This is a genomic window from Mesorhizobium sp. M7A.F.Ce.TU.012.03.2.1 (assembly GCF_004006095.1).
In the GTDB taxonomy this organism is placed as follows: domain Bacteria; phylum Pseudomonadota; class Alphaproteobacteria; order Rhizobiales; family Rhizobiaceae; genus Mesorhizobium.
Genome location: NZ_CP034779.1, coordinates 4547407 through 4571895, shown reverse-complemented (window position 1 = coordinate 4571895; position 24489 = coordinate 4547407). Strand labels below are relative to the sequence as shown.

The 24489-nt window shown below is 58.7% G+C and carries 30 protein-coding genes; 21 read left to right on the top strand and 9 right to left on the bottom strand.

What is annotated here, in order from left to right; genetic code table 11:
- Positions 1-9: 9 nt before the first annotated feature.
- Positions 10-1365 carry a Xaa-Pro peptidase family protein gene (locus tag EJ079_RS22450; RefSeq protein WP_127810208.1) on the top strand — a complete coding sequence of 452 codons (1356 nt, stop codon included), beginning with the start codon at positions 10-12 and terminating at the stop codon, positions 1363-1365.
- Here EJ079_RS22450 and EJ079_RS22445 read toward each other — a convergent pair.
- Complete coding sequence (locus EJ079_RS22445; protein WP_127810207.1) at positions 1330-2154, bottom strand: PhnD/SsuA/transferrin family substrate-binding protein; 825 nt, start codon at positions 2152-2154, stop codon at positions 1330-1332. The two genes, EJ079_RS22450 and EJ079_RS22445, sit on opposite strands and share 36 nt — an antisense overlap.
- Before the next feature lie 122 nt (positions 2155-2276).
- Between EJ079_RS22445 and EJ079_RS22440 the strand changes: the two genes are divergently transcribed.
- The 4 genes from EJ079_RS22440 (at position 2277) to EJ079_RS22420 (ending at position 5693) form a co-directional block, all read left to right on the top strand.
- On the top strand, positions 2277-3353 hold the full coding sequence (locus tag EJ079_RS22440; RefSeq protein WP_127810206.1) for a site-specific integrase: 1077 nt from the start codon (positions 2277-2279) through the stop codon (positions 3351-3353).
- A 426-nt stretch (positions 3354-3779) separates the two neighbouring features.
- Positions 3780-3992: a hypothetical protein gene (locus EJ079_RS22430; RefSeq protein WP_127810205.1), complete on the top strand. Its 213-nt coding sequence runs from the start codon at positions 3780-3782 to the stop codon at positions 3990-3992.
- Complete coding sequence (locus tag EJ079_RS22425; protein ID WP_127810204.1) at positions 3973-5313, top strand: AAA family ATPase; 1341 nt, start codon at positions 3973-3975, stop codon at positions 5311-5313. The genes EJ079_RS22430 and EJ079_RS22425 overlap by 20 nt, the downstream gene beginning before the upstream one ends.
- Before the next feature lie 176 nt (positions 5314-5489).
- Positions 5490-5693, top strand: coding sequence for a hypothetical protein (locus EJ079_RS22420; RefSeq protein WP_127810203.1), 204 nt, complete (start codon positions 5490-5492; stop codon positions 5691-5693).
- A gap of 348 nt (positions 5694-6041) precedes the next feature.
- Here EJ079_RS22420 and EJ079_RS22415 read toward each other — a convergent pair whose 3' ends face one another.
- Positions 6042-6386, bottom strand: a complete 345-nt coding sequence (locus EJ079_RS22415) for a hypothetical protein (protein WP_127810202.1) — start codon at positions 6384-6386, stop codon at positions 6042-6044.
- 160 nt (positions 6387-6546) lie between these two features.
- Between EJ079_RS22415 and EJ079_RS22410 the strand changes: the two genes are divergently transcribed.
- The 5 genes from EJ079_RS22410 to EJ079_RS22390 all read left to right on the top strand — a co-directional run bounded on the left by EJ079_RS22410 (position 6547) and on the right by EJ079_RS22390 (position 9679).
- Positions 6547-7335: a hypothetical protein gene (locus EJ079_RS22410; RefSeq protein ID WP_127810201.1), complete on the top strand. Its 789-nt coding sequence runs from the start codon at positions 6547-6549 to the stop codon at positions 7333-7335.
- Between the two features lie 52 nt (positions 7336-7387).
- The gene (locus tag EJ079_RS22405) at positions 7388-7645 is read left to right on the top strand and encodes a hypothetical protein (protein WP_127810200.1); all 258 of its coding nucleotides are present in this window, start codon (positions 7388-7390) and stop codon (positions 7643-7645) included.
- Positions 7646-7899: 254 nt separating this feature from the next.
- Complete coding sequence (locus EJ079_RS22400) at positions 7900-8430, top strand: hypothetical protein (protein ID WP_127810199.1); 531 nt, start codon at positions 7900-7902, stop codon at positions 8428-8430.
- Positions 8431-8432: 2 nt separating this feature from the next.
- Positions 8433-8996 carry a hypothetical protein gene (locus EJ079_RS22395; RefSeq protein WP_127810198.1) on the top strand — a complete coding sequence of 188 codons (564 nt, stop codon included), beginning with the start codon at positions 8433-8435 and terminating at the stop codon, positions 8994-8996.
- A gap of 167 nt (positions 8997-9163) precedes the next feature.
- Positions 9164-9679 (top strand): HK97 family phage prohead protease, encoded by a 516-nt coding sequence (locus EJ079_RS22390; protein ID WP_127810197.1) that lies wholly within the window; start codon positions 9164-9166, stop codon positions 9677-9679.
- 198 nt (positions 9680-9877) lie between these two features.
- Here EJ079_RS22390 and EJ079_RS33980 read toward each other — a convergent pair whose 3' ends face one another.
- Both EJ079_RS33980 and EJ079_RS22380 read right to left on the bottom strand, forming a co-directional pair.
- A complete protein-coding gene (locus tag EJ079_RS33980; RefSeq protein WP_245481720.1) occupies positions 9878-11281 on the bottom strand; it encodes a hypothetical protein in 1404 nt (467 codons plus the stop codon).
- 460 nt (positions 11282-11741) lie between these two features.
- The gene (locus EJ079_RS22380; protein ID WP_127810196.1) at positions 11742-12134 is read right to left on the bottom strand and encodes a hypothetical protein; all 393 of its coding nucleotides are present in this window, start codon (positions 12132-12134) and stop codon (positions 11742-11744) included.
- 108 nt (positions 12135-12242) lie between these two features.
- Between EJ079_RS22380 and EJ079_RS22375 the strand changes: the two genes are divergently transcribed.
- From EJ079_RS22375 to EJ079_RS33975, 7 genes are all read left to right on the top strand, one after another.
- Positions 12243-12737, top strand: coding sequence for an HK97 family phage prohead protease (locus EJ079_RS22375; protein ID WP_127810195.1), 495 nt, complete (start codon positions 12243-12245; stop codon positions 12735-12737).
- An 84-nt stretch (positions 12738-12821) separates the two neighbouring features.
- Positions 12822-14537, top strand: a complete 1716-nt coding sequence (locus tag EJ079_RS22370; RefSeq protein ID WP_127810194.1) for a hypothetical protein — start codon at positions 12822-12824, stop codon at positions 14535-14537.
- A gap of 84 nt (positions 14538-14621) precedes the next feature.
- The gene (locus EJ079_RS22365) at positions 14622-15332 is read left to right on the top strand and encodes a hypothetical protein (RefSeq protein ID WP_127810193.1); all 711 of its coding nucleotides are present in this window, start codon (positions 14622-14624) and stop codon (positions 15330-15332) included.
- Positions 15333-15770: 438 nt separating this feature from the next.
- Positions 15771-16628: an ATP-dependent DNA ligase gene (locus tag EJ079_RS22355; RefSeq protein WP_127810191.1), complete on the top strand. Its 858-nt coding sequence runs from the start codon at positions 15771-15773 to the stop codon at positions 16626-16628.
- A gap of 63 nt (positions 16629-16691) precedes the next feature.
- Entirely contained in the window at positions 16692-16913 is a 222-nt protein-coding gene (locus tag EJ079_RS22350) for a DUF768 domain-containing protein (RefSeq protein WP_127810190.1), read from the top strand.
- Between the two features lie 86 nt (positions 16914-16999).
- Positions 17000-17152: a hypothetical protein gene (locus tag EJ079_RS22345; protein ID WP_245481719.1), complete on the top strand. Its 153-nt coding sequence runs from the start codon at positions 17000-17002 to the stop codon at positions 17150-17152.
- A gap of 424 nt (positions 17153-17576) precedes the next feature.
- Positions 17577-17819, top strand: a complete 243-nt coding sequence (locus EJ079_RS33975; protein WP_127810188.1) for a hypothetical protein — start codon at positions 17577-17579, stop codon at positions 17817-17819.
- Positions 17820-17939: 120 nt separating this feature from the next.
- Here EJ079_RS33975 and EJ079_RS22335 read toward each other — a convergent pair whose 3' ends face one another.
- The 3 genes from EJ079_RS22335 to EJ079_RS22325 form a co-directional block, all read right to left on the bottom strand.
- Positions 17940-18500 carry a hypothetical protein gene (locus EJ079_RS22335; protein ID WP_127810187.1) on the bottom strand — a complete coding sequence of 187 codons (561 nt, stop codon included), beginning with the start codon at positions 18498-18500 and terminating at the stop codon, positions 17940-17942.
- Between the two features lie 76 nt (positions 18501-18576).
- A complete protein-coding gene (locus EJ079_RS22330) occupies positions 18577-18852 on the bottom strand; it encodes a helix-turn-helix transcriptional regulator (protein ID WP_348629720.1) in 276 nt (91 codons plus the stop codon).
- Between the two features lie 635 nt (positions 18853-19487).
- The gene (locus EJ079_RS22325) at positions 19488-19718 is read right to left on the bottom strand and encodes a helix-turn-helix transcriptional regulator (RefSeq protein WP_348629719.1); all 231 of its coding nucleotides are present in this window, start codon (positions 19716-19718) and stop codon (positions 19488-19490) included.
- Between the two features lie 81 nt (positions 19719-19799).
- Here EJ079_RS22325 and EJ079_RS22320 point away from each other — a divergent pair, with 81 nt between their 5' ends.
- Complete coding sequence (locus EJ079_RS22320) at positions 19800-19997, top strand: hypothetical protein (protein ID WP_127810185.1); 198 nt, start codon at positions 19800-19802, stop codon at positions 19995-19997.
- Positions 19998-20229: 232 nt separating this feature from the next.
- Here the strand turns inward: EJ079_RS22320 and EJ079_RS22315 are convergent, their stop codons facing one another.
- Positions 20230-21240 (bottom strand): fatty acid desaturase, encoded by a 1011-nt coding sequence (locus EJ079_RS22315; RefSeq protein WP_164762703.1) that lies wholly within the window; start codon positions 21238-21240, stop codon positions 20230-20232.
- 229 nt (positions 21241-21469) lie between these two features.
- Between EJ079_RS22315 and EJ079_RS22310 the strand changes: the two genes are divergently transcribed.
- From EJ079_RS22310 to bmt, 3 genes are all read left to right on the top strand, one after another.
- Positions 21470-22327, top strand: coding sequence for a helix-turn-helix transcriptional regulator (locus EJ079_RS22310; RefSeq protein WP_127267834.1), 858 nt, complete (start codon positions 21470-21472; stop codon positions 22325-22327).
- Positions 22328-22398: 71 nt separating this feature from the next.
- Positions 22399-23001 (top strand): urea carboxylase-associated family protein, encoded by a 603-nt coding sequence (locus tag EJ079_RS22305; protein WP_127810184.1) that lies wholly within the window; start codon positions 22399-22401, stop codon positions 22999-23001.
- 102 nt (positions 23002-23103) lie between these two features.
- Complete coding sequence (bmt, locus tag EJ079_RS22300; RefSeq protein WP_164873980.1) at positions 23104-24126, top strand: betaine--homocysteine S-methyltransferase; 1023 nt, start codon at positions 23104-23106, stop codon at positions 24124-24126.
- 15 nt (positions 24127-24141) lie between these two features.
- Here bmt and EJ079_RS33395 read toward each other — a convergent pair whose 3' ends face one another.
- The gene (locus EJ079_RS33395; RefSeq protein ID WP_023812294.1) at positions 24142-24411 is read right to left on the bottom strand and encodes a hypothetical protein; all 270 of its coding nucleotides are present in this window, start codon (positions 24409-24411) and stop codon (positions 24142-24144) included.
- Positions 24412-24489 lie beyond the last annotated feature (78 nt).

Here is a 24489-nt window from a genome sequence, read left to right as displayed (position 1 = left end):
GTTTCGACCATGGACAACGCGGGGCCGAAGGGCAGCTTTGGCCGGCATCGCAAGATCATGCCGTTCGAAGCCGACTCGATCGAAGCCTTGCGCGACGCCTCCCGCCAGAAGGCGGCTTCGCTCAACCAGCATGTGCTGGGCTACGGTGCGCAGGCCGAGGCTGAATGGGCCGCGGCGGGCATTGCCGCGCCCGATCTGGCGGCGATGCGCCAATACCGGCTGGAGCGCATCCGCGCCGAGCTGAGGCGCCGCGGCTATGCCGGCGCCGTGCTCTACGATCCCGTCAACATCCGCTACGCCACCGACTCGACCAACATGCAGCTGTGGGTGGCGCACAACCCGACGCGGCATTGCTTTGTCGCCGCGGAGGGGCCGGTGGTGCTGTTCGACTATTTCTCCTGCGAGCATTTGTCCGATCATTCCGGCGTCGTCGACGAAGTGCGACCGGCAGTGTCGTGGATGTATCTCTATGGCGGTGAGTTGACCGAGCAAAAGGTCCGCCGCTGGGCCGCAGGAATAGCCGATCTGGTGAAAGAGCATGGCGGCGGCAACAGCCGCATCGCCGTCGACCATATCAATCCGGAAGGCGTCGAGGAGCTGGCTCGCCTCGGCATTTCCATCGGCAATGGCGAAGCGTTGATGGAGAACGCGCGGCTGATCAAATCACCCGACGAGATCCTCGCCATGCGCCGCGCGATCGTCGCCTGCGAGGCGGCGATGGGCGAGATGGAACAAGCGCTGAAGCCGGGGACTTCCGAAAACGAATTGTGGGCGGAACTGCACCGCGGCAACATCGCGCGCGGCGGCGAATGGATCGAGACGCGACTGCTGACGTCAGGCCCGCGCACCAATCCGTGGTTCCAGGAATGCTCGTCGCGCAAGATCGAGGCTGGCGATCTCGTCGCCTTCGACACCGACCTGATCGGCCCCTACGGCTTCTGCGCCGACCTGTCGCGCACATGGCTGTGCGGCGATGGAAAGCCGACCAGCCAACAGCGCGACCTGTTCCGCATCGCTGCCGACCAGATCGGGCACAACACGGCACTGATGCAGCCAGGCATCTCGTTTCGCGACCTCGTCGAACGCTCGGCGGTGCCGCCCGGCGACTGCTTCCCGACGCGCTACGGCGTGCTCTATCACGGCGTCGGTCTGGCCGATGAATACCCGACCTTGCCGCATGCCAGCGACTGGACATCGGACACTCCGGACGGCGTGCTGGAACCGGGCATGGTGCTGTGCGTGGAAAGCTATATCGGCAGGCTTGGCGGGCGCGAAGGCGTCAAGATCGAGGAACAGATACTGATCACCGAGACGGGCAACGAACAGCTCTCAACCTACCCGTTGGATAAGAGACTGCTCGGCTAGCCCGGCAATGGCCTCGCGCAACGCCCCAACCGTCTTTTCCGGTGTCCCTGCGGCGGTGATGTAGGGCAGGCCTTTGCGCCGTCCGGTCCAGCCAACGACCGCCACCCTTTTCGCCGCCGGCTCGAAACGCTGCGCCAGTGCCCAGCTCTTGCAGTCGATGGCCGCTATATCGGCCTTGCCCTCTGCAATTGCGACGATCGAGGAACGGTGCCCACCGCTTTCGCTGCGCGAGGCAAAGAGGTCAAGGCTCTCGCCCATCGCCTCCAGGTCGCGCGTCAAACCGAGGAACCCCGACATCGAATCGAGGCTGTTGAAGGTGAAGCGCTTGCCGCGGATCCGATCTAGTGGGATCAGCGGGCTGCCGTCATTGGGCGAGGCAACCGACGGCGCGCCATCCGCCAGCATGACGATGGCGCTGGAATAGAGCTCGCCCTGCCCGCCTTCGTAGGCGTCGTAGCTTGGCTGGGCAACCACCTGCACATGCCTGGACAGGCCGAGTTCCATCGGCCCCCAGCAGGTCTGCGCGAACAGCAGCGCCGGGTGCAGCCACAGTCTGTGAAAATCGAGTTCGTCCGGCGGCAATGTCACTGGGTCGGGTGCGATCAATGCACCGGCAGCATCACGAATACCGCCCGGCACCGGCGGCAGGTCTCCATTGCGCCGCACGATGGTTTGCGGTGCGTCGATACCCTTTTGCCGAAACACGTCGCGCAACAGCATCCATTGCGCGTCGACCTCGCCGCGCATTTCGGGCCAGTCATACATCGGCAACGCCGCAATAGACTTCATTAGATTTTCTTTCAAAATCAACCGGTTAACGTGTCAGTCCGTGTCAGCGAAATTCCCGCTATTGCACGGTTTTTCATTTATAGTACAACATGTCGTACAGAACTGGGAGGCATGTTGTACGAATGGCTAGCATCATAGAGCGGAAACGAAAGGACGGCTCGCCGTCGTACATGGCCCAGATCGTCATTAAGCGCGACGGCAAGACAGTCCACCGTGAGAACAAGACGTTCTCTAAGCGGCGAGAGGCAGCGGCGTGGGGAGCTTTCCGCGAGGGGGAGCTTTCGAAGCCAGGCGTAGTTGAGGAGATCAAGAAAGAAGACCCGACGCTTGGCGAGGCAATAGGGCGGTACGAGCGGGAAGCCAAGCGGCTTGGTCGCACCAAAGCCGCGGTCCTTAATAGCCTCAAGGGATATGACATCGCATCCAAGCGCTGCTCCGAAATTCGTTCAGATCATATAGTGGCGTTAGCTCGAGAACTTGCAGAAACTCGACAGCCCTCGACGGTTGCCGGGTATCTGACGTTCCTGTCGGGGGTTTTCAAGATTTCGCGTCCAGCGTGGGGCTATCCGCTGGACGAAAAGGCGATGACGGATGCGATCACGGTAGCCGCGAAGCTTGAGATGACTGGCCGATCCAACCAGCGCGACCGGCGGCCCACTGTCGATGAGATGAGTCGGCTGATGCAGTTCTTCGCCACGCGTACCGAGCGCAGCCTGCCCATGGAGCGAATATCCGCATTCGCGCTCTTTAGTGCTCGCCGCGAAGGAGAGATTGTCCGCGTCCGCTGGCCTGACTTGGATGAAGCCCACAGCCGCATCTTGGTTCGTGACGCAAAGGATCCCCGCGGTTCATCCGGAAATCATATTTGGACGGAGCTGACGCCAGAAGCTCTGGCGATCATCAAGGCCACGCCAAAGACCGGCGAACTGATCTTTCCCTATAAGGGCGACACCATCAACTTTTCATGGCGCAACGCCTGCAACATGCTTGGCATTCCAGACCTGAAGTTTCACGACCTGAGGCACGAGGGCGTGTCGCGGCTCTTCGAGCTTGGCCGCACAATCCCGCAAGTAGCGTCAGTGTCAGGGCATCGCTCTTGGCAAAATCTGCAGCGCTACACACACATTCGCGAGACAGGCGATAAATGGGCGGGTTGGCCGTGGCTTGCGACTGTGGCGCCAGAACCGGAATCGGCCTGACCGATATTGACAAACGAGGCGAAAACGCCTACACGTTAACGAGTGGCAAATTCCACCATCCGCTAAATACCTAACACTAATTCAAGGGGGCTTCAAGTGCTATTTTCCACAAAAGAAGCGGCGGCACATATCGCGAAGTCTCCGAGTTGGCTGAATAAGAGCCGCATGGCGGGCTGCGGACCAGTCTACCTCAAACTCGGTGGTGGCGTCAGATACGCACTCCCCGACCTTGAGGCCTGGCTTGCCGCAAGCAGGCGAACGGCGGTTTACGACCATGCAAATGACAATCTGCGGGCAAGGGCAGCAGCCTAGCCGCCCTACCCTTCTATAAAAACCCACTGCGGATCCAACCGCAGCCATTTCCAAAACGGGAACTCCACCTTGAGAATTATTGCATGCCGACCCGAGCCTCCTGGCTCCGGGAACGTGATCGCACGCGTCGACGTCGAGATCACGGATGATCTTCGCGTGTTCAACCTGAAGCTCTCCCGGCGCGATAGCGGCGGTTACGCCGTGTTCGCGCCCAATGCTATGGGCAGTCGCGTCGTTACGTTTTCCCAGCCCCTAGTTGCCGAAATCGCCAGCGCCGCTTTAGCCGCGCTCATGGAGCCATCGCCGCATGACCGCAACGCAGATTGACCCGCCGGACGTGACGCTGGCTGAACTCGCCGGGCTTTTTGGCGGAACAGTCAAAGGCATTTATGTTCGTGAGGCGGACGTTCAGGGCCAGGTCTGCAGCATGTACATCGCCGGCAACCGCGACATCGTTGTGGACGGAACGACCGGGAAATACACAGCGCAGCAGCTTGGCGCCTATGTCAACATGCGACTTGGTCGCGACCTTCCTACCTATGCCGCCCGAGCTATAGCACAGCCTGCGCCTCATCCAGCCAACGACAACTTGCCTATCATTAGCCCGGCTGACTGGCACGGTATGCCTGTTCCGACCCGTGAGTGGTTCCTTGATGGCTTAATACCGCGGCGCCAGGTAACGATCCTCAACGGCGACGGTGGCGTCGGCAAATCACTTCTTGCTCTGCAGATTGCCTCCGCCAGTGCAATGGGCTGCGAAACAATTGGACTTCGCCCAATGGCCGGGCGCGTCATGTATTTGGGAGCTGAGGATGAGGCTGATGAGTTTCATAGACGGCTTGCCGCGATAACCTACGAACACCAGCGCGGCCTGTCTGACATGGCTGACTTCCGACTTATACCCATGGCCGGCCGCGACGCCCTGCTTGCCGTGCCCGATAAGGCGAGCGTAATGCAGCCGACCGATAACATGGTCCGGCTCGTTGAGAGGCTTGTCGATTATCGCCCCGGCTTCCTTGTGCTGGACACTTCGGCTGACCTTTTTGGCGGAGACGAAATCAAACGCAACCATGTGCGACAATTCATCGGTCTGCTCCGAAAGCCGGCGATCGACTTGGATATGGCAGTCCTGCTGCTCTCGCATCCGTCAGTGGCGGGTATGCAGTCAGGCACAGGTTCATCAGGCTCAACGGCTTGGAACAACAGCGTCCGGTCAAGACTGTACCTCACCACGGCGGCCGGAGATGGCGCGGATCCCGATGTCCGTATCCTCACCACCATGAAGGCCAACTACGGCAAGAAGGGCGGAGAGATACGAATGCGGTGGCAGGAGGGTGCCTTCGTCTTGGATGATGGTAAGCCTTCGCCAGTCGCCGGCATCCTGAACAAGCGTGCTGACGAGACATTCAAAAAGCTGCTTTCGATATTCAATCGAACTGGGCAGAGCGTCTCCGATGTGACCGGGACAAACTACGCGCCAGCAAAGATGTTCAAACACGTGGAAGCTGGCGGCATCTCAAAGCGACAGTTCGGCGATGCCATGCAGAGGCTTTTGGAGTCAGCAGAGATCAAGATCGTCATCGAGGGGCCGGCCTCGCGTCAGCGAAAGCGGCTCATTCTGACGTCTGAAGATTACGGAGGAACCTGATTCCACCGGACCCTACCACCGGCATTCCACCGGACTACCACCGGCATTCCACCAGCCTAGCCACCACCACCCCTTATACCCCGCTGGCGGTGGAAGCACCTGCAGCCGGTGGAAACCGACTGCGCACTTCGACCACCAAATAAGAAACGAGGAGAACACCATGAAAGCATTCCAAAATGAACCTAATTTCTATCGCGCCATTCGATGCCGCTTACCCGGTCAAGCAAATGGGCGGCAAGACAAACTGGTTTCCGTGCCAGGTCGTGGGCGTAGTTCACGAGAGTTCATTCGACCAAGGTCGATTTGTAGTGATCACTGAAGGCGAGGACGGCCAGATGTACACCAGCTCTTTCCCGACGGTGCGGCGGGTTGACGAATGATGGGAGGCGCCAATGGCAGCAGCACGAACTGTCGAGACCAACGGAGAGACCGTTCAAATTCGCACCATCAGTTGGCTAGAGTTCTACCGGATCAGGCCAGACCTGCGGCCGGCGAATGACAACAAACCTCAGATCGGTTCGCCGAATTCCTCTTCGTTTCTGTCTTACGGAAGGCGCTCGTAATCCAACGGTGCCCTCAGATCAACTCGGGCCTGTGCGCGGCCTACCTCTTCGCCGAGTTTGTATGCCGCATATAACGCGCCGAGTCTGATCAGCCAACGGATCATGGAAGTCTCCTTTGGCGAGAGAAACCTGTCGGAGAGCGGATTGTTCCACAGGGGTGTGCGGCTAAGTCGTAAGCGGCTTTCCACAATGGCAGATATCAAGGATGGGAGAATTGTTGTGTCCGCAGAAAGAACAAACTTTGGCCTTTCCGCCGTAGGCGGACGAGTTTGGTGAGACGTAGGTCTGGGTCCGCAATGATGGCAATAATGGTGCATCAACCAACTTCGCTTCCACTGCTCGCGCGATACGTTGTCCAATATTGATTAATTCGGAGAGGCCCAAGGTGACCACTCCGGCGCACACTAAGATGAGGCCTGCAATCTGTTGGGTAATTGCAGGCCCATCCGCAAAAACTAAAATGCCAAATCCTAGCTCTGCAACTCCAGCCAGTACTAAGAAAATCTGCATCGATCCCCCTTTTTAGGCGCCCTTTCGTCTTTCTATTCGACTCTGCCGGCGGTGGCCATCCGACGCCGCTATCTAACTACCCGTCCCGCGTATTGCGGTTCGGCACTGCCCGGCCGGGCCGGTTCACCCATCCTGGCGGATGGTTTCATGAGGAAATCCGATGTCCTTTCAGCAACTCGATCGCCTCGCTCTCGAGGCGGGCGTACCCGCTAACGACAATCGCAAACTTGAAAGCGAGGAGATCGAATGGTCGCCCCGCAAACTATCAAGCCCAAAGGGAACGCCATTCGTACGACCAGGTGATGGCCCATCGCCGGAGCAATTCATAGCCTCGGGAGTAGCTTGGTATGCTGGTGAACCGCGGCAAGCCGCCAATGACAACTGGCCGCTCGCGAAGGTGCTACGCCGTGACGGCCTTTCGCACTGCTTTTCGTTGGCGGAGCGGTATCGTGACGTCTTTGACCGCGCACACAGTCCAATCGACCTGATCGGCCACGATTTAGGAGACGACATCTTTTTGATGCATCGAACAGACCTGGATGCGAGCACTGGCGACCTAAAGGACAAAGGGCCGAAGCGAGTAACTGGCAAGCGGCATCCTGAACCCAACAGCAGGCCGAGACATGGCCTGCGCACCGATCCCGACCAGCCTATGCAAAGAGGGCGTAAGGTGCCGAAGGTTTGGAATGGAGATTGGCCAATCCTCGACCGGATAGATTGCTCCAATGAACTGGCCGCCCTGAGAGATGAGCTTGGTTGGCTTGCCGAGCCATTTGAAGCAGCTGTGGTCGATGGCGAGACGCTGGAGACTATTGGGGGGCGTGAGGGTGCAGGGAAGCAAGGGGCTGGGGCGGCAGGCCGCGTTTTGGTGATGTGCGGAATGAAGGCAGTCGACCACTATTGGAAGACACACCCGCGAATTCCATACCTCCTCGGTCGGGCAGCTTAGTTGCGGTAGCCGCCCCGACAAAGTAGCTACGATGGGCACAGTGGAGGGCTCTATGTTTTTTACCAATTTTGCGCGCGTGATTGCCTGGTTTCTTGTTATCGGCGGCGGGCTACGAGCGGGGGTGGCCTTTACAAGCATCCTCGAAAATAATCCGTATATAGCCACAAGGTATCTAGGGACGAACAATGCGGGCGAGGCAGCTGACAACGGTCTGCTTTACTTGCTGATTGGGGTTGGCAACGGAATGGTAGCGGAAATGAGCCGTTCCGTGGCGGCAAAGGCGGAATTGCCCGCACAGAATGCCAGCTGAGTTTTTAGGTATACCCAGTTCTGCAGCCCAAAGGGTAATTACGAGAGATAGGCCGTAGCGACCTCATGCGCCCCGGCTTCGCCGGTAGCGTCGCCAGCGCGCCGGCAATCCCGCCATTGGTCAAGAGACCAGGCGGGACAATTCCGTTTCCGTCAGCGCCGGAAACGCGGCCCTCGATTGAGCTTCGGCTTGTCGGGGGCCGCAGCAATTTTTGCGCTTGAACTAGCCATTTTCGAAAATAGGAAAAACACATCATGCCTTCCACCTCGGAGGCCGTGAACGTGCTTGCTGCACGCATCGGTCTCAACAAACCCCGCGTTCGTGCCGTTGCACGTGCGCTCACAGAAGCCGGCAGGCTACCGCCTGGCGCTCCTTCCAAATCCCCGGTGCTCGGCATCGGCAATGTCGTGGACCTGCTCATCGGCAGCGCCGTGGACGTACCGTTGCGCGCTGTCGCCGAGACCGTTGCGAAGGTCCGCGAATTAACACCGGCGGGAACGCCAATCGAGTCATTGCCGGCGAGCCTACAATACTCGGCCGGGAACTATCTGGACTCGCTGGCCGACCTGGCTGCGGAAGACTCGCAAGACATCCGCCGGATCAAGATCGAAGTCGTCTCGACGTGGCCAGAAATCGCCATCGTTCAATCGGACGGCGCGATCAGCCGTTTTGTCGAGCCAGGCACCAATCCTGGTCATTGGCAACACGCCGGCCACCGTCGATCGACCGTAATCAACGGCGCGGCCTTCGCCGATGCCATTAGCGATCTATTCAAGGGGAAATGAAAATGGCCATTGTTGCAAAGACCGCGGAATTCATTGTTCCTGCCCTGACCACCCAGCCGGAATACGCCGCGCTGGTGGAAAAAAGAGATTCCCTTATCGGACGCCATTCTGCAGTCAGAGCAGAGCGTCGAGAAACCGAAAAACAGATTCGAGAAACTCCTGCGCCAGCTTTGCGCCGCGGTGTTGCTGAGCTTCTCGGTGAAACCTCAGACAGCTCTACCGCTCTGCGCGCGAAATTGGCGGAATTGACGACTCTCGATAGGGACATCGAAGCAGCGCTGGAAGAGTTGCGCCAGCGCCTTACGGGAGCAAGGTCGGCTGCCAGTAAGGCAATCATCGAAGTATGCCGGCCAGAATATGGACGGCGCGTTGCTGCGGTTGCACGTGCGCTTGAGGCCGTTGCCGCGGTACGCGCAAGCTATGACGATTTTCGGGATCAACTCGAGCGCGAAGACATCTCTTGGGGCGGCCTTGGCCCGGTAAGCCTACATTTCCTCGGCGAACACAGGGATGGCCACATCCAGCGTTTCGTTCGTGAGGCCAAGGAGGCTGGCTACTATGCTTGAACGTGCCGATACATCGCGCGCACGGGCAGTGCGGTCGCGAAAAATCACAATGCCTGACGGTAGGCTCCGCTATGACTCCACAGATCCCAAAGACATCGCCGCAGAGCTTCGGGCCAAGTCCAGTCTCGGTAAGCGAGAGGCGAAGCTGAAAGCAGCGGAGGCTACGATTGGCCGATAATGTAATCAGCGGTTACGCCGTGCGCTTCAACGACATCACGACAATCGGCCAATCTTTTCGGGAGCGGATATCGCCCGGAGCGTTCACTGAGTCACTCAAGCGAAACGACATTGTGGCGCTGATCGGCCATGACACCGGCCGCGTCCTTGGCAGAGTGTCGGCGGGCACGCTCACCCTGCGTGAAGATCGCATAGGTCTGTGGTTTAGCCTAGACGTCGACAAGTCGACGCCTTCCGGCCAGGAGGCGCTTGGTACGGTTGGCCGAGGGGACGTTAAGGGCTGCTCGTTCGCAGGCCAATTCCTGGCCGAGGACTGGCAAGACGGCGGCGGCCGGCTGCCGCTCCGCACCGTCACAGAGATCGATCTGTACGAGATCACGCTCACCGCGTTCCCGGCCTATGAAACGACTGACGCGAGCGTTCGCAAAGAAAACAACGCTAGCGCAGCCAGGGAACGTCTACTCCGCAAGGCCGAGGCTGCTATGCGACTGCGCGGCATCCATTAGGGCGCCAAAAATAGTCGCAAAACCTGCGGCGTGACGCGCGTGATTACCAAGACGGTTTCTAAGGCCGCCTGACGTCAGCCCGCAGGCACCCCCAAGGGGGTCTTCCGATCGCGACGACCGCCAGAGCGCATACCGCTAGACACCCGAAAGCGCACATTTTTCCCATTCAAAATATGGGGGCCGGTCCACCAAAAGCGATCACTTGTTCGGTGTTGGGTCAACGCCATTCGAACTGAGTTGCCCCTCCGGCTTGCCCAAATTTGAGCCGACCTGCGTTGTCTTCTGATCTGCGCGAAGGAGTGCAAGTGCCCACTCAACATAAGCGCGAAACTCCGGTGAGTGGTTAACAAAGGACAGAATAACCGATCCATTGCGATGCAGTATGGGCAAAGCCACTTGCGCGAACTCGGGGTTACTATAGCCAGCAAAAGCATATATCGCAGCAACTTTAGTTCCCGCATCTAAAACAGAATTCGGCCTGCCAATTAAGCCCCGTAGAATGGCCAGAATACCATTGCTCACGACAGTATATGCGGCATAGCCAGTCCGGGTTCCGGTCCACCCAAATTCGTGCACATAGTCTGCTATTGGTTTGGTGACTGCTCTGGTTCGTTCCTCAACAAGGTCAGCATTCTCTGATAAAATAGAAATGAGCTTGTCGCCAGATTCACGCAAACTGTCTACAATTTCCTCCTCATGCGTGAAAGCATCGGCTCTGCTGACGAGGTCTCGACCTTCCTCGAAACCCATTATGAAGGCGCCGTGCAATCTGGCCACGTTGTGAAGCGCCGCTTCGATCTGTGGCTCGATAGGCTCGGAAAGTGTACGAATCATATTTTGGTTTCGATAAGCACTTTCGAAACTGTATAATGCGCCGCCGACCGCCCAGAGGTTTACGACATTTAGCTGCTCCGTCTCGCAGTCGATTAGACGGTCATAAGCTTCTACCGCTCTCGCTAACTCCGGAAAGCGATTTTTCATGCTGGGCGTGAGTGCGACCGCGTCGCGTATTGCGACTTTTAGATTCGAATGAAGTTGTCGCTGGACCTCAATTTCGGAATCACCTGGCGGCGACAGGGAACTTGCCAATTTCCCTCCGCGTATTTGATAGTGCGGGCCTGCCACGGTTGTAGGTTCGGGCGGCTTGGGCGAATTTTGCTTTGCCGGCGGGGCAACGGTCAAAGACTCCCCGCCAATCTCCAAGACGGTTTCAGCGATCTGTTCATCGATTGAGGGAGGCTCTTTGTACCTCGGCGGAGGTGGCGGAGAAAATCGGGTCCAGGCCGGTTCCATCGTTGCCGGCTGGCTTGTACGGCTCGGCTGATTCTTGTTGCGATCGATCGAYGAAAAGATGTGTTCCAGCTCCGCCAGCGGATCGGTCTCCGGCAGGCTCTTGGCATAGTCCCGYTCGACACTCGCGATCGCGTCTTCCAGCGAACGCATCTGCGTGGCTATGGCTYCGGCGGCCGGCGGCGGCGAATATTCCTCAAGCTTCTTCGCCAGCATGGTGCGAACGCTGGCATAGATGCGCGTACGCTTTTCCGGCGTCTCGTCGCCATGCTTGCCGAGCGCCTTTTTCAGAATAGCAACGTAATCTGCCATGCTTCAGTCGACCTGTATTTTGTTTCCGCGCCGGCCCCCGCAAATCGGCCGCGATGCCCGGAAAGGCTTCAGAAACTAGTCTTGAAACGGATCGGTCACAAGTATCGTGTCGTCCCGTTCCGGGCTGGTGGAAAGGAGTGCGACCGGGGCGCCGATCAGCTCTTCGATGTAGCGGNGGCCGGCGGCGGCGAATATTCCTCAAGCTTCTTCGCCAGCATGGTGCGAACGCTGGCATAGATGCGCGTACGCTTTTCCGGCGTCTCGTCGCCATGCTTGCCGAGCGCCTTTTGCAAAATAGCATAGAAATTTGCCATCTAAAATTCCAAGCCACACCACTGCAAGTATACAATCGGCCCGCTAAAGTCAGTAAGAAATCGCCATCCAAGCGGCTTTCCATTTTAGGCCCTCAAGCATGACCGGTTTTAACGTGAAGCGCCGCGGTGCGGACGGGAGACTCGCCTTATGCGTCTGCCGGCATTCGAGGGTCAATCGGAGTAAAGGTCACTGCAAATCCTTGGCTATTCGCGTAGCGGATTAGCCCTTCGAGCGAAATCGGATCCGACTGCGGTACAGAAGCGCTCACAGTAATTGCTTCGCCTCCAACTATTCCAAGCTCGCGCTCCAACTGCTCAACCGCTGACAAATACCTTGGAATATGCACGGTGCGCGTGTGGGCTTCCTGTTGAAGCAGGTTGCTCGCAAAGCTTCCGCTTATGCCAAGCTTTTGACCGAGCTTGTCGTAAGTGAGCCCTCCGACGTTTCTAATCCTCTGAAGGCGTTTCTTGAAAGGCTCATCCAGCGGGCCGTTCAGGCCTTTCTGGTGAGGGAACAGATTCCGCTTCTTTATCGGCATATTGACTCCTCCTTATTCTAAAGGAACCCAGATAGCATTTTCCTTATCGTGTTGGCAATCAGTTGCCAACCAGATGCAACCCTCCCCTGATACAGGATCCCCCACAACATGACCACCACCCCACGCGCGACCGCGCGATCGCATAGCCGTGGCCGCCAACAAATGATGGTCGCCGGCTATGCCGCGAATTATGGCGTCTTATGTGGACGCTATATCATCGCGAAGGGCGCCTTCCGCGATCTCATGCAGCGCGGATGTAAACCAAAAATGCTGCTCAACCACAAAGGCCCCGAAATCGGCGAGTGGCTGACGATCGCCGACGATGACCGCGGCCTTTTCGTCATCGGTCGGCTCTGGAATACGCCGCGAGCGTGCGAGGCGATTGCGCTCTACCGCGAAGGCTGTTTGACGGGTCTTTCGCTCGGCCCTAAGGGCGCCGCCTGGGACACGATGCAGTGCGGCATAAAGATCCTGACGGCAGTCAACCGGATCGATGAAATCTCGCTATGCGGCGAGCCCCTCGACCCGGCGGCGCTGATCATAAATTTTCGGGCTGAGAACCGACTGCCTGGTCAGGCATTCCTAAATGGGGCGGGGCAGTAAATGTCGAGACCGATAAGAGGGCGGTGGCTTTTCGATGAACCGACAGCGCCGACCGTGCCTCAAGTGCCGGAAGTCCAAACCACGTTGCCGACTTCGGCGTATGGCCAAACTATTCCAGTCGTCTACGGAAAATGCCGGCTGCCGGCGGCCTATATCTGGGTGCCGCCGATCCTTACCGTCACCTCCACCCATGTCGAATACTGGGACACGATCACCTCCACCACGGCAAAGATGTCGGCCCGCCTGCGTTTCGCGCGGCCGCTGGTTCCAAACTCGACCTGGGTCCTGCGCAAACTCTACGCCAATGGCAAGCTGATCTATGACGGCAGCACAGGCTATCGCCAAAGCGGCCTGAAGTTCACCGCCTATGACGGCAGGAGCACCCAGCCGCGCGACCCGACAATGGTTTCGGAGGAAGGCGAAAGCAACGTTTCTGCCCATCGCGGGTATCTCGATATCGTCGTCAAGGATTTCGACATTGTTGGGCTTGGCGCTCCGCCGGTCTTTGAAGCCGAGTGGATTCAGGACGGCGCGACGACGCACGACTATGAGTCTTTCGGCACCTTAAGCTCAGGGACGATCAACTACATGGTCCCAGTCTGGGGGGAACTGGAACTCTACGGCTACACCAGCCCTGGCGGGCTGATCAGGCGGTTTTCCATCGGCGCTCTGCGGGAGTTCTACGTCATCCCACAGGCAGGTGGGGCAACCATGTACGCTGGCTGGCGCTACAGCCGAGCCTATGACCGCCTTTTCTACCTTGGAGAGTCAGGGGACGGTCATTGGAGCCTGAGGATCCTCAACCCGTTGAGCGGCGCAGTCGTTGCCGCTGGCGACGTTTTTGGGACCATACTCGCCGTGATGGGCGTTATATGCCTGGTCGAAATCGGCGATGGCGCTCTCTACGTTGGATCGACCGACGATCAGCAATTGTTCTGCTACTACTACAAGGCAGCCGACGAGTCGCTTACCCTGGCGACCGAGACCGCCGTAAGCTGGGGCGGTTATGCAAGCATTCAATGCCTGACGCCAGGAGCCGTCCGGGGCAATGAGGCAGATGTCTGGATTTGCGCCGACAACGCACTGGTCAAGGTAATCTTCACGGCTCTCGGCACGGTCAAGAGCACGACTGTTGTTGCCACGCTGGCGGATGACTTGCGCTATGCGGTTTACGACGATGGCGATCTTGTCGTCTGGACTGATGCAGGCACCGTCAAGCGCATCAATGGAACAACCGGCGCTGTCGAGTTCACCAAGACCGTGCCCTACCAGATAGAGGCCTATAGCAGCGTCAGGAAGCTCGGCGATCCTGACCTGCATCGCCTGACTGATGAATTCTATTTCGTCGCGTCGAGCACGTCCTATTTCACCAACTTGCAGACGGGCGAAACGCGGTCTGTTGCGGGCGCGACTAGCAACCCGCAAGAATACTACTACGACGGTCAAACCGACACGCTGCTGACCAAGACACCCGTCTTCAGTGTGCCGCAGCGGATGCGCATCACCTCGCAAGACGGGACACAACGGCAGCTCGCCGATTTCCTGCTCGCTCTCATGCAGGCGGGCGGCTTCGATGAATCGGAAATCGCCTTTGAAGGCGACATCGATGATGTGATCGACGGCGCCGTTGTCGACGTCACGGCGGGCGTTCGCGACATCGCACGGTCGGTCTGCGACCCTTACTCGATCGCCATATTCGAGCGCGCTGGCCAGATCATCTTCAAGCGAGCGTTCACCGATGGCGCGTTCGCGATCGATGCCGTCATCTCTTCGGTTGGCGACATCGTAGACAACCCGTGAAAAGGGGGAAGGTCTACGATCCCCCACAATTTCATTTGAACAAACAGGACTTAGCCACCCTAACAAACAGAGGAGGGCGTCCAAGTGACGTTTCCATTCCCCATGATGATAGTAAATTCGTTCGTGTTTACCCCACCGCCTGCCGGCCCTGTCGTCACCTTCATTGAGCGTCGCAACAGTGTTGTAACGGGGGGAGGCACATCGCCTCATACGGAAATCAACATCAATGTCGGCGCGGCCGGTCCCAAGATCGTTCTTATCGGCGCGCATTCCGTTCGGACCGCCGCTGGCGTCCGGACTCTATCGTCGTGTAGCATCGACGGCACCAACGGCACGCTTGCCGGGCAAAACGGGATTAACGATGGCCTCAACGAAGGCACGCAGGCCGGTATCGCTTATCGAGAAATCACCACGGGCGGCAATATCACAGTGACTTTGACGTGGAGCGGGCTGCACACTTGCTCCCTGATGGATATCTACGTCATCACTGGATACGCCTCCAACGTCCATACTGACTTCAAATCGGCAACCGGTAACGATCCAACCATCACCAATCTGACGACTGCGGCGGACAGTTGCGTTATCGCCATGGCTGGTGGCGTGGAGCCTTCGACAAGCGCCATGTCCCTTACGGGGGTGACGCTGGACCTTGAAGGGCGGTACGGGGTAACTCCGACGTTCATGCGGGCGGGCTGTGGCCACGCCGTGGGCGTCGCGGCCAATACCGCCAGCTATGGTGTGGGGATGTCGTCCTCGGCCGGTTTCGAAGTCGTGACGGCTGTCTCGTTCCATTAAAGGCGCGCCGTCTGTAAGTTAGCCGGCGATCGCCATCCCCAGTCCAACGCCTAGGCCGATAGCAAGGCCTAGGAACAGCTTGGCGGCAACGTCCAGGGCGAAGGCGCGGACAGCGGGCCATGCGTCCTGGTGGGGCGCTCTGAGGGCTTCGGAAAGGTCATCGAAAACCGTGTCCATGGCCGGCAACATAGATCGAAACAGGGAGTCTGTGAATCCCCCCTATGCTCAACCCTGGCCCATAAAGCCCGTTGATCATCTCTTCGCTGGGCAGCACACCGGGCGTGCAATGCTCCTCTATTGTGCGCCGGATCAACGTCAGTGCAGCCCGGCATTCGTCCGCTTCGATCTTCATAACCATTGAAACATTCATTTTAGCTAAATTGTTCCGGGAACCGATTTCAGGCTCGGCGCTTGAATCGTCGGACGGTGGGTCAGTGCATGCGTTTGAAGTTCATCGAGCCGTTGATGCCGACCCTTGTGGAGAAGCCTCCAGAGGGGGGAGCCTGGACTCACGAGGTGAAGTTCGACGGCTACCGTTCCCAGATGATCATTGACAGCGAAGGCACGCGCATTTTCACGCGTCGCGGGTTGGACTGGACAGCGAAATATCGTGACTTGGTGGCGGCAAGCGCAGAGCTCGGGGCCGAGAGTGCCATCATTGATGGTGAGATCATCGTCCTAAACGAAGCCGGCCTTTCCGACTTCTCCGAACTGCGGAGAGCGATCACCCGGCGCCAGCACGACCTCTACTTCGTCGCCTTCGATCTTTTGCATCTTAAAGGCCATGACCTGCGCGACATGGCGCTGGAGGAGCGGCGCGAGATCCTTGAAAGCATGATCCCGGCCAACATTCGAATCCAATTCAGCCAGGCGCTGCCCGGCGACGCCAAGGCGATCTATCACCTGATAGACGAAGCTGGCCTTGAGGGCATGGTGTCGAAGCGCCGCGACAGCAAATATCGCAGCGGCCGATCCACCAACTGGCTGAAGATCAAGAGCTACATGGTGGAGGAATACGCCTTGCTCGGCGTCGAGCGGGAGCCCGGCAAGCCTGCCTTCGCCCTGATGGCCGATCGGAAGACCGGCCAGTATGTCGGCTCGGCCTTCATCAACTCCAGTCGGCCGATCCGGGAACGGCTATGGAAGCGTGTCCAGGAGCACGCCGGGCCGGCGCCAAAGGGCATGAAGCGGCCGGCGACGCAATGGGTCAAGCCGGGCCTGGTCGGCCGTGTGAAGCACCTGCGCGGCGAGGAAGATTTGCGGCATGCCTCATTGCAGGATTTCCGCGAGGAGTAACCGCATACGTAAGACAAAGCTAAACTGCCGGGAACCTAACGCCCTCCGGTAGCTTATGGCGATATGAGCACACGCGGCACGAACTTCCTGCACAAATGGATAAGTCAGAACGTCCCAGAGACGACCAGCTCCGACATCATATCGGTTGCTGAACTGACCCAAAAGCTATTCGCGGACGCGGAAGCGATAGGCATCAGCAGCACCGAGATTGAGGAAAACACAGGAAGCGTCTACGAGACGATCCTCGATGCCATTGTGCACTATGATCCTGGCTCGCCCGAATGATCGCACTCGGCACATGAACCCGCAACTCACGCCCCCCTGTGGCAATCAACCCAGCTGGCGAACGTGCCGCGTTGAAGCTCGTCCGAATGGCTATCGAGCAGGTATGCCCTGCCGGCGTGCTGCCATCTGAGGAAGCCGTCCTTGGCCTTTATGGTCCTGAGCCAATCCATGAAGGCGAAGCTCTGGCCAAGGCCATAATTGAGACCGTCGAGCGCCTGACGAAGGAAGCCCGCCGCTGAAAGGGACACGGGAACAGCGACGGGCCTTGCACCAGCGCTTGGTCGTCCCAGGAGAGAGACATGCTGACCAAGTACATTTCCAACTTCGATAGCTGACGGCTGTTCCGCCCCACGAAAAAGATTTGACGCTTGCCGGCGGCTCACGAAAAGGCCCGCCACCGAACTTGAGGGAAAACAGTGGCGGGCTCTGCCTGGGGCGTTTCAAGGAGTGATCCTTACCAAGCACATCCTGAACGTTCGATTGCGGATGCATGTTCCTCAGGTCGATGCAAAAAGTTTCAGCCCCCGTGGCGATCAATCGGCATACGCCAAGGGGCGCCCCAAACAAGACCAGAGACAAGCCCGGAATCGTTTGAGCCTTTACATGTGAACTTTGAAGTAGGAATAATGTCCTCGGGTGGGGCGACTCTCAAAAGGTGTCGCAATGGCTAGGTCAAAACCCTCAAAGCAGCTATCGCAAGCTGAAATCGAGTGCTTTCTGGTGGCGGCGGAAGCGCTGCACAAGAGCATCGTGAAGCCGTTCATATCGCCACATTGCGACCACTACAGGCAGACGCGCGTCTTGCATGAGGTGCTGTTGAAAGCCGTGCGGGAAGTCACCGGGAAGGAAGTAGAGTTCATCCAGTGGAACACTACGGGGCCGGTACGGCCCCCTACGGCTGGGTAGCATGGCAGCCGTCACGCGCTATTTAGCTGGCTCCCAATGGGCGGCCACCAGTTTCTGAAAGCAACGCGCCCATCCGAGTTGCAGGGGGAAGCCCCCCTTGCCCCGTGCAGTGCACAGTTGTTAATAAGTATCTAAGGTGCCGTCCTGATACACTATTCGCTTAACGGTGACTTCTGTCTTCGCCGTCCCCGCGGTAACGGGGCCAATCAACTTGCTGTACGCATCGTCGTGAATGAACTGGTTATCTTCCCAAAAGAAAAACGTATTGCTCGCGGTCGATCCGCCAGGCTGTATGTTTATGTCCAACTTGCTGTCGTTGACCAAAATCTCGTCGCCAAATGCATCCCTGATGGTGATCAAGAGGGCCAATGCTGAGACGCGTTTTGCAGATGCATTTGAAAAGGAAAGATGTAGCTCGATCCTCGAGCTATAGATGCGCTGCCTGACGTTCTCTTCTTGGACATTGAAGCGCGCCAGCGCCAGTTTAACCAGTGGGTCAGGCACGCTAGCTGCCGGCTCTGTTTTCAACGGGAGCGGTTCATCTGGCTTGAGTGCATCGTAACAGGCTAGTCTGTCCGCATTGCCCAGCAACTGCCGGCAATTTTCAATATTCTCGAATGACTGGGCATTCGCGGTGGCCACAAACACTACCGAAAAGATTGCCGAAAATAGTTTGAACATCCCCTTTTTACTCCCCCAAGAGGAATATTTGCGCAATAGGGCCGATTAAGCAAGCTCCGCTTTAGCTGCCACTGTTTTAGCCGCACGTTCGCAATCTCACTCCCGGGCCGCCGTCGACCGTCTCGCCATCGGCCAGAAAGATGACGCCTGCAGCCTCCAATGCTCTCTTCAGCGCCTCGATAGTGGATTGCTTGGCATCGGCGCCATTCTCGATACGCGTCACCGTATTTGCAGTGACACCTGCTGCGGTAGCCAATTCTCGTGAATTGCTGATTTGGCGGCGCCGAAGAAAGACATTCCGGCCAAGATCTCCAACACGCCGACGATAACAATCAAAGCGCCGATTTTTCACTCCCATTTCCAAGATAAACGCCGTAGACTAAACGGCCAGTCCAGTGAAGAACAGCCCGCGATCCAATAAGCGCTTTCGCATAATCGGCAATGGCAGTTTAGGCGAAAACGCCTTTAACAGTTTAGGCTGTGGAAATTAATAAATCGATGTTGCGATAATAACCAGCCAGGATCATTGAGACGGCCGAAAGCCGATGGCGGTTTTCTTCAACCACACTCGAATAGAAGATGAAATACAATGCGAATCTCATTCGGCAGGAGAAGTGCTCGATCTGCAAACGACAACTTTCTATTTAATCTAGGTGACCTTGTTGAACACGCCAGCGGACAGTTTCCGGGGATCGTAACGTTCCGTGCGCATACCGCGAGGCGAAGCGGAGGCTCAGGTCCGGACGTGTATGAAGTCGAACTGGTCAGTGGCTCGTGCCTTGGTCAGCGTAGAATAATTGTCGGGTCGGCTCTCCGAAGGGTTGCACCGCAATTCGTGGCTGCGACCGGGCGTCTTGAGCTCGCCGCATAGACGAACCGCCGCTTTGCAATTTTATCCATTCCGGAACAGTTTGGCACATCGATTGTAGGCGCTTGATCACGTCTATAGGCGAGTGTGGGCCGGCGCGTCGGTGAGCGTCGGCCTTTTTAGTTGCTGGCTATCCTCACGCCAGAATGATCGATAAATTCGACGCCTGCAGCCTCAAGAGCTGCGCGGATAGCGGCTAGGTTGTTTCTCCCCGGCACCCGCCTCTGCTTTTCGAAATCAATGATGACACCGCGCGAAACGTCGGCCGCTGCAGCCAACGTGTTCTGATCCATGTCCAGCAGGGCCCGGGCCGCCCTACATTGCCCCGGCGAAATCGACTTTATGTCCAACGTTGTATTCCTTGTTGACATCGAAGTGTACGTTGAACATTATGTCCGACATTGGACTCAAGCGCAACGAGGAGCGAACCAATGGACACCCACGCAGTTAATGAGAGCTGGAAATTCAACGTCGGCCAAATGGTCACGCACAGAGACCAGTCGATGCCGGCGCTGGTGATGACGCGCCACAAGGCTGGCCGGTTGGGGGAGCTATATGGCGTCCTCCGTCAGGATGACTGCGATGTGCCGTATCTCACGATTTTGGGCGAAGTGCTGGTGGCCAACTAAGCCCAAGCCGAAAAACAGAAGCCCGCTTCGGCGGGCTTTCTCAGATCGGTACGACAAAAGTACAACTTACCAGAAGAAATCGCGCAATTGCTGGCCTGACGTCCCATCATACATCGGCAACGCCGCAACCAATTCACTCATGCCGATATCAAATCATCATGTCTGGAAAAATGATCGCAAAAACGCGGCGCCCAATCAGAATTGGCCGACACGGATTCCGGGTAGACCGGAATTATTCCTTCGGCGGCTCCGCGGGAACCGGCGCACTGCCGAGTCCGCTGATGCTGCGCGCCCTGATGCGCGGCTTGAAGGCCCTGCCCGGCTCGGCTTGACGCCGCAGCACCGGGTGCACGATCGGCTCCTTCGCCTTGAACGCATAGGCTTTGATCAGCGCGAAATAGTTGGGATAGGCATAGCCATTGTTCATCCGCAGCCATTCCTCACGGCGGTCGCGAAACAGCTTGGGCAGCTTGTACCAGGCCACGGTCGGGGTCTTGTGATGGACGAAGTGCAGATTGTTGTTGAGGAACAGGAACGACAGCGGCGAGCGCTCGACGATGACCGTGCGGCCTTCCGGATGTTCCGACCATTGATGCTCGGCGAAAGTACGGATCGAGATCAGCGACTGGCCGAGCCAGACCGGCACCAGAATGTAAAGCCACAGCGGGATGCCGAAGCCGAACTGCACGATCGGCATCACGACGGCAAGGCCGATCGCATGCAGCAGCCAGGCCTTGCGGATCGCCTTGTCACCGGCGATCACCTGCTTGGCATCGTCGATGAAGAAGCCGACGCAGGACAGCCACGGGCCAAGCACGAAGCGGCCGGCCATGGTGTTGTTGATCTTGAGCAGGAATTTCATCGTCGGCGGCAGTTCGTCGTGCTGCCAGAGCGCCTGATAATAGCTTTCCGGATCGTCCAGCGGGTCCGTCAGCCGCTCGTCGGCGTGGTGGCGCAGATGAATGGTCTTGAAGCGGCGGAATGGCCAGACCAGACCGATCGGCAGGAACACGAAGGCTTCATTGACCCGCGCGTTGCGTGTCGGATGCCCGTGCAGCACTTCGTGCATGATCGACGATTGCAATGCGGCGGTCAAAGCCAGGATGGCGAGCGCCAGGACGGGGTAGGATGGCCAGAGCAGGAAACCGGTGGCGAGCCAAGTTGCGTAGCAGAAGAAGGCGAGTACCACGGTCGGCCACTCTATGGCCGGTGCGCTGTGTCGCCTGATGCTCTTGCTCGTCATGCTATCGACCACTGCCCCTCAGTCGCCGGAGCCCCAATTGGCTCCTGACAACATTGTGTCAGGAGAAGTGATTCCACTCAACGAGACAAAGTACACAAACTGTTGCGATTGCGCATTTTTGACCGCACTTGTTAAACATTGTAAACAGGCTTATGGATTCATTTACGCCTGAGGTGCGCTCGGAAGCGATTCGGCGCAAATTTTTCCTCAATCGAGGTGGAGCACGGACATGGACAAGCGCGACCTGTCGACGATCTTCCGCGAGCGCCTGAAAACACTCTTGACACGCTCCGACCTGAACCAGTCGGCCTTCGCGACTGCGGTCGGCATCGACCGTTCGGCGCTGTCGCAGCTGCTGTCGGGCGCCTCGACGCGTCTGCCCCGAGCGGAAACGCTGCTCAACATCGCCGCCGAGTTCAAGGTGTCGCTCGATTGGCTTCTCGGCCTCAGCCAGGACGAGGGCCTCACCGGCGAAATCCGCGAGAGCCTGGAGATCGAGGAGGCACCGGACGGCTTCGACCGCACGCTGCTGGCCAAATGGCATGCCGAGGCGGCCGGCACCAAGATCCGCTACGTACCGGCCGGCATTCCCGACCTTCTGCGCACCGAAGCATTGGTCGACTACGAAGCCGGCATCACCAACAAGAGCCGCCTCGCCCAGGCCGGCGAAACGCAATACCGCATCGACTACAACAGGCGGCCGGAAACCGACATGGAAGTCTGCATGCCTCGCCATACGCTGGAGATTTTCGCCCGCGGCCTGGGTGTCTGGGATCGTTTCCCGGAAGCCGACCGCCGCGCCCAATTGCTGCACATGGCGACGCTGCTCGACGACCTCTACCCCACCTTCCGGCTGTTTCTCTATGACGGGCGGATTCGCTATTCCATCCCCTACACCATCTTCGGTCCCTATCGCGCCGCCATTTATGTCGGCGACATGTATCTGGTGCTCAACGCCACCCAGCCGATCCAGACGCTGATCCAGCATTTTGACAATTTGATCCGCGCCGCCGACATCAACGCGCACGAGGCGTCCGGCTTCGCGCACAGGCTGGCCGGCATGTCGTTCCCAACAGGCACTGTCTGATCTCTGGCAATCATGGTCCTCTGGTGGAGCCTCGTCCCGGCCACGCCATTTCCATTTTTGAAGGACAGCTCATGCCCGATCCGCGCCGCATCGTCGTTCCACCCCAGTCGGGCCGCGCCATCCGCGTCTCACGAGGCGACCTCATCCGCATCATCGATCCCAAAGGACAGCAGGTTTCCGATCTCTGGGCTTTCAGCACCGACCCGGCGCTTGACTGGCTGAGCACCTCGCAGACCCGTGACATCACCGAGCGGCTTTTTCCCGCAATCGGCGACAGTTTCTTCAGTGCCGCCGCCAAGCCGATGCTGACGCTGGTCGAAGATGGCTCGCCGGGTCCGCACGACATGCTTTACCCCGCTTGCGACAGCGCGCTTTATGAGCGCGCCGGATTTCCCAATCATCCGAACTGCCGGGACAATCTGATGCAGGCGCTGGCCACAGAGGGCATATCGCTGCCTTTCGCCCCCGATCCGGTCGATCTCTTTCAGAACTCCTTGCCGGAACCCGACGGTCGGCTGGTGGTTTCCGCGTCGATCAACCCGCCGGGCGGCTATGTGACGTTGCGCGCCGAACAGGACCTCCTGCTGGTGGTCACCGCCTGCTCGGTCGACCATCACCCGACCAATGGCGGCATCTGCACCGAGATCCACGTCGAGATCACCCCCGGATCGTGAGGAAAGGGCTCCATCTGGCCGAGCGGTCGCGGCAAAATCATTGACTACACATAAAGACTTCTTTATATCCTTATTCGAATTCGAAACATGAAAGCCAATCCGATGACGACCACCAACCCGATCGATACGCTGCTGGCTGAAAAGGGCGTGCTGCTAGCCGATGGCGCCACCGGCACAAACCTGTTCGCCATGGGGCTGGAGGCGGGCGAGGCGCCAGAGCTGCTCAACGAGACGGCGCCCGACACCATCACCAGCCTGCATCAGAATTTCGTCGATGCCGGCGCCGACATCATCCTCACCAACTCGTTCGGCGGCACCCGTCACCGCTTGAAGCTGCACCATGCGCAGGATCGCGTGCACGCGTTGAACAAACGCGCCGCTGAGCTTGCGCGTGCGGTCGCCGGCAGGGCCGGCCGCAAGGTCATCGTCGCCGGCTCGGTCGGCCCGACCGGCGAATTGCTGGTGCCGCTGGGCGCCATGACCTATGACGAGGCGGTCGACGCCTTCGCCGAGCAGATCGAAGGCCTCAAGGAAGGCGGCGCCGAAGTCGCCTGGATCGAGACGATGTCGGCTCCAGACGAGATCCGGGCCGCCGCCGAGGCTGCTATCCGCGTCGGCCTGCCCTACACCTATACCGGTTCCTTCGACACTGCCGGCCGCACCATGATGGGCCTGCTGCCCAGGGATATCCACGGCGTCACCGACGGGCTGTCGCAGGCGCCGCTCGGCGTTGGCGCCAATTGCGGCGTTGGCGCGTCCGACATCCTGGCCTCGCTGCTCGACATGACCGAGGCGAAGCCGGAGGCGACGGTGATCGTCAAGGGCAATTGCGGCATTCCCGAATTCCGCGGCACCGAAATCCATTATTCCGGCACGCCAGAACTGATGGCCGATTATGTACGCCTCGCCGTCGATGGCGGCGCCAAGATTATCGGCGGCTGCTGCGGCACCTCGTTCCAGCACCTTGCCGCCATGCGCAAGGCGCTCGATGCGCACACCAAGGCGGATCGTCCGACGGTTGCCGCGATCGTCGAGCGCATCGGTCCGATGCGCAACAAGGTCGCGACGGAAAACACCGCCGAGACCAGCGAAGCCCGGCGCGAGCGCCGCCGCAGCCGGGCCTGACCTCATCGATTTCGGTTATTCGCTGTTGTCGGCGTAGCTCGACTGCGCCGACTTGAAGTCGACCACATTGTCGCCGCGCATCGTCATCAGCGCGCCTGAAGCGCTGGGGTCGGTGATCTGTTCCAGCATGATGCGGAAGCGGTCGTTGGTCAGCGCCGACAGGGCGGTGTGGCGCGCCTGTGCGACATCGTCACTGATACGCCTGGATTCCGATGATGGGGCCGATGAAACCGCCGAGGCGTCTGGCGCTGGGGGTATCGAGTTGGCGATAGTCCTGATCTGCAATTTCGGCTCCCTCAAGCCCAGTACACCTGTCCTGCGTAACAAGGAGGGGGTTGCCATCCGGTACCGGAAATGCCGCGC

Coding starts and splice junctions, on each gene's coding strand:
- EJ079_RS22375 (WP_127810195.1), top strand. CDS start 12,243: ATGACCACCACCCCACGCGCGACCGCGCGATCGCATAGCCGTGGCCGC.
- EJ079_RS22410 (WP_127810201.1), top strand. CDS start 6,547: ATGTCCTTTCAGCAACTCGATCGCCTCGCTCTCGAGGCGGGCGTACCC.
- EJ079_RS22355 (WP_127810191.1), top strand. CDS start 15,771: ATGCGTTTGAAGTTCATCGAGCCGTTGATGCCGACCCTTGTGGAGAAG.
- EJ079_RS22440 (WP_127810206.1), top strand. CDS start 2,277: ATGGCTAGCATCATAGAGCGGAAACGAAAGGACGGCTCGCCGTCGTAC.
- EJ079_RS22345 (WP_245481719.1), top strand. CDS start 17,000: ATGGCTATCGAGCAGGTATGCCCTGCCGGCGTGCTGCCATCTGAGGAA.
- EJ079_RS33975 (WP_127810188.1), top strand. CDS start 17,577: ATGGCTAGGTCAAAACCCTCAAAGCAGCTATCGCAAGCTGAAATCGAG.
- EJ079_RS22305 (WP_127810184.1), top strand. CDS start 22,399: ATGCCCGATCCGCGCCGCATCGTCGTTCCACCCCAGTCGGGCCGCGCC.
- EJ079_RS22445 (WP_127810207.1), bottom strand. CDS start 2,154: ATGAAGTCTATTGCGGCGTTGCCGATGTATGACTGGCCCGAAATGCGC.
- EJ079_RS22335 (WP_127810187.1), bottom strand. CDS start 18,500: ATGTTCAAACTATTTTCGGCAATCTTTTCGGTAGTGTTTGTGGCCACC.
- EJ079_RS22425 (WP_127810204.1), top strand. CDS start 3,973: ATGACCGCAACGCAGATTGACCCGCCGGACGTGACGCTGGCTGAACTC.
- EJ079_RS22350 (WP_127810190.1), top strand. CDS start 16,692: ATGAGCACACGCGGCACGAACTTCCTGCACAAATGGATAAGTCAGAAC.
- EJ079_RS22320 (WP_127810185.1), top strand. CDS start 19,800: ATGGACACCCACGCAGTTAATGAGAGCTGGAAATTCAACGTCGGCCAA.
- EJ079_RS22315 (WP_164762703.1), bottom strand. CDS start 21,240: ATGACGAGCAAGAGCATCAGGCGACACAGCGCACCGGCCATAGAGTGG.
- EJ079_RS22400 (WP_127810199.1), top strand. CDS start 7,900: ATGCCTTCCACCTCGGAGGCCGTGAACGTGCTTGCTGCACGCATCGGT.
- EJ079_RS22380 (WP_127810196.1), bottom strand. CDS start 12,134: ATGCCGATAAAGAAGCGGAATCTGTTCCCTCACCAGAAAGGCCTGAAC.
- EJ079_RS22420 (WP_127810203.1), top strand. CDS start 5,490: ATGAACCTAATTTCTATCGCGCCATTCGATGCCGCTTACCCGGTCAAG.
- EJ079_RS22310 (WP_127267834.1), top strand. CDS start 21,470: ATGGACAAGCGCGACCTGTCGACGATCTTCCGCGAGCGCCTGAAAACA.
- EJ079_RS22450 (WP_127810208.1), top strand. CDS start 10: ATGGACAACGCGGGGCCGAAGGGCAGCTTTGGCCGGCATCGCAAGATC.
- EJ079_RS22395 (WP_127810198.1), top strand. CDS start 8,433: ATGGCCATTGTTGCAAAGACCGCGGAATTCATTGTTCCTGCCCTGACC.
- EJ079_RS22415 (WP_127810202.1), bottom strand. CDS start 6,386: ATGCAGATTTTCTTAGTACTGGCTGGAGTTGCAGAGCTAGGATTTGGC.
- EJ079_RS22405 (WP_127810200.1), top strand. CDS start 7,388: ATGTTTTTTACCAATTTTGCGCGCGTGATTGCCTGGTTTCTTGTTATC.
- bmt (WP_164873980.1), top strand. CDS start 23,104: ATGACGACCACCAACCCGATCGATACGCTGCTGGCTGAAAAGGGCGTG.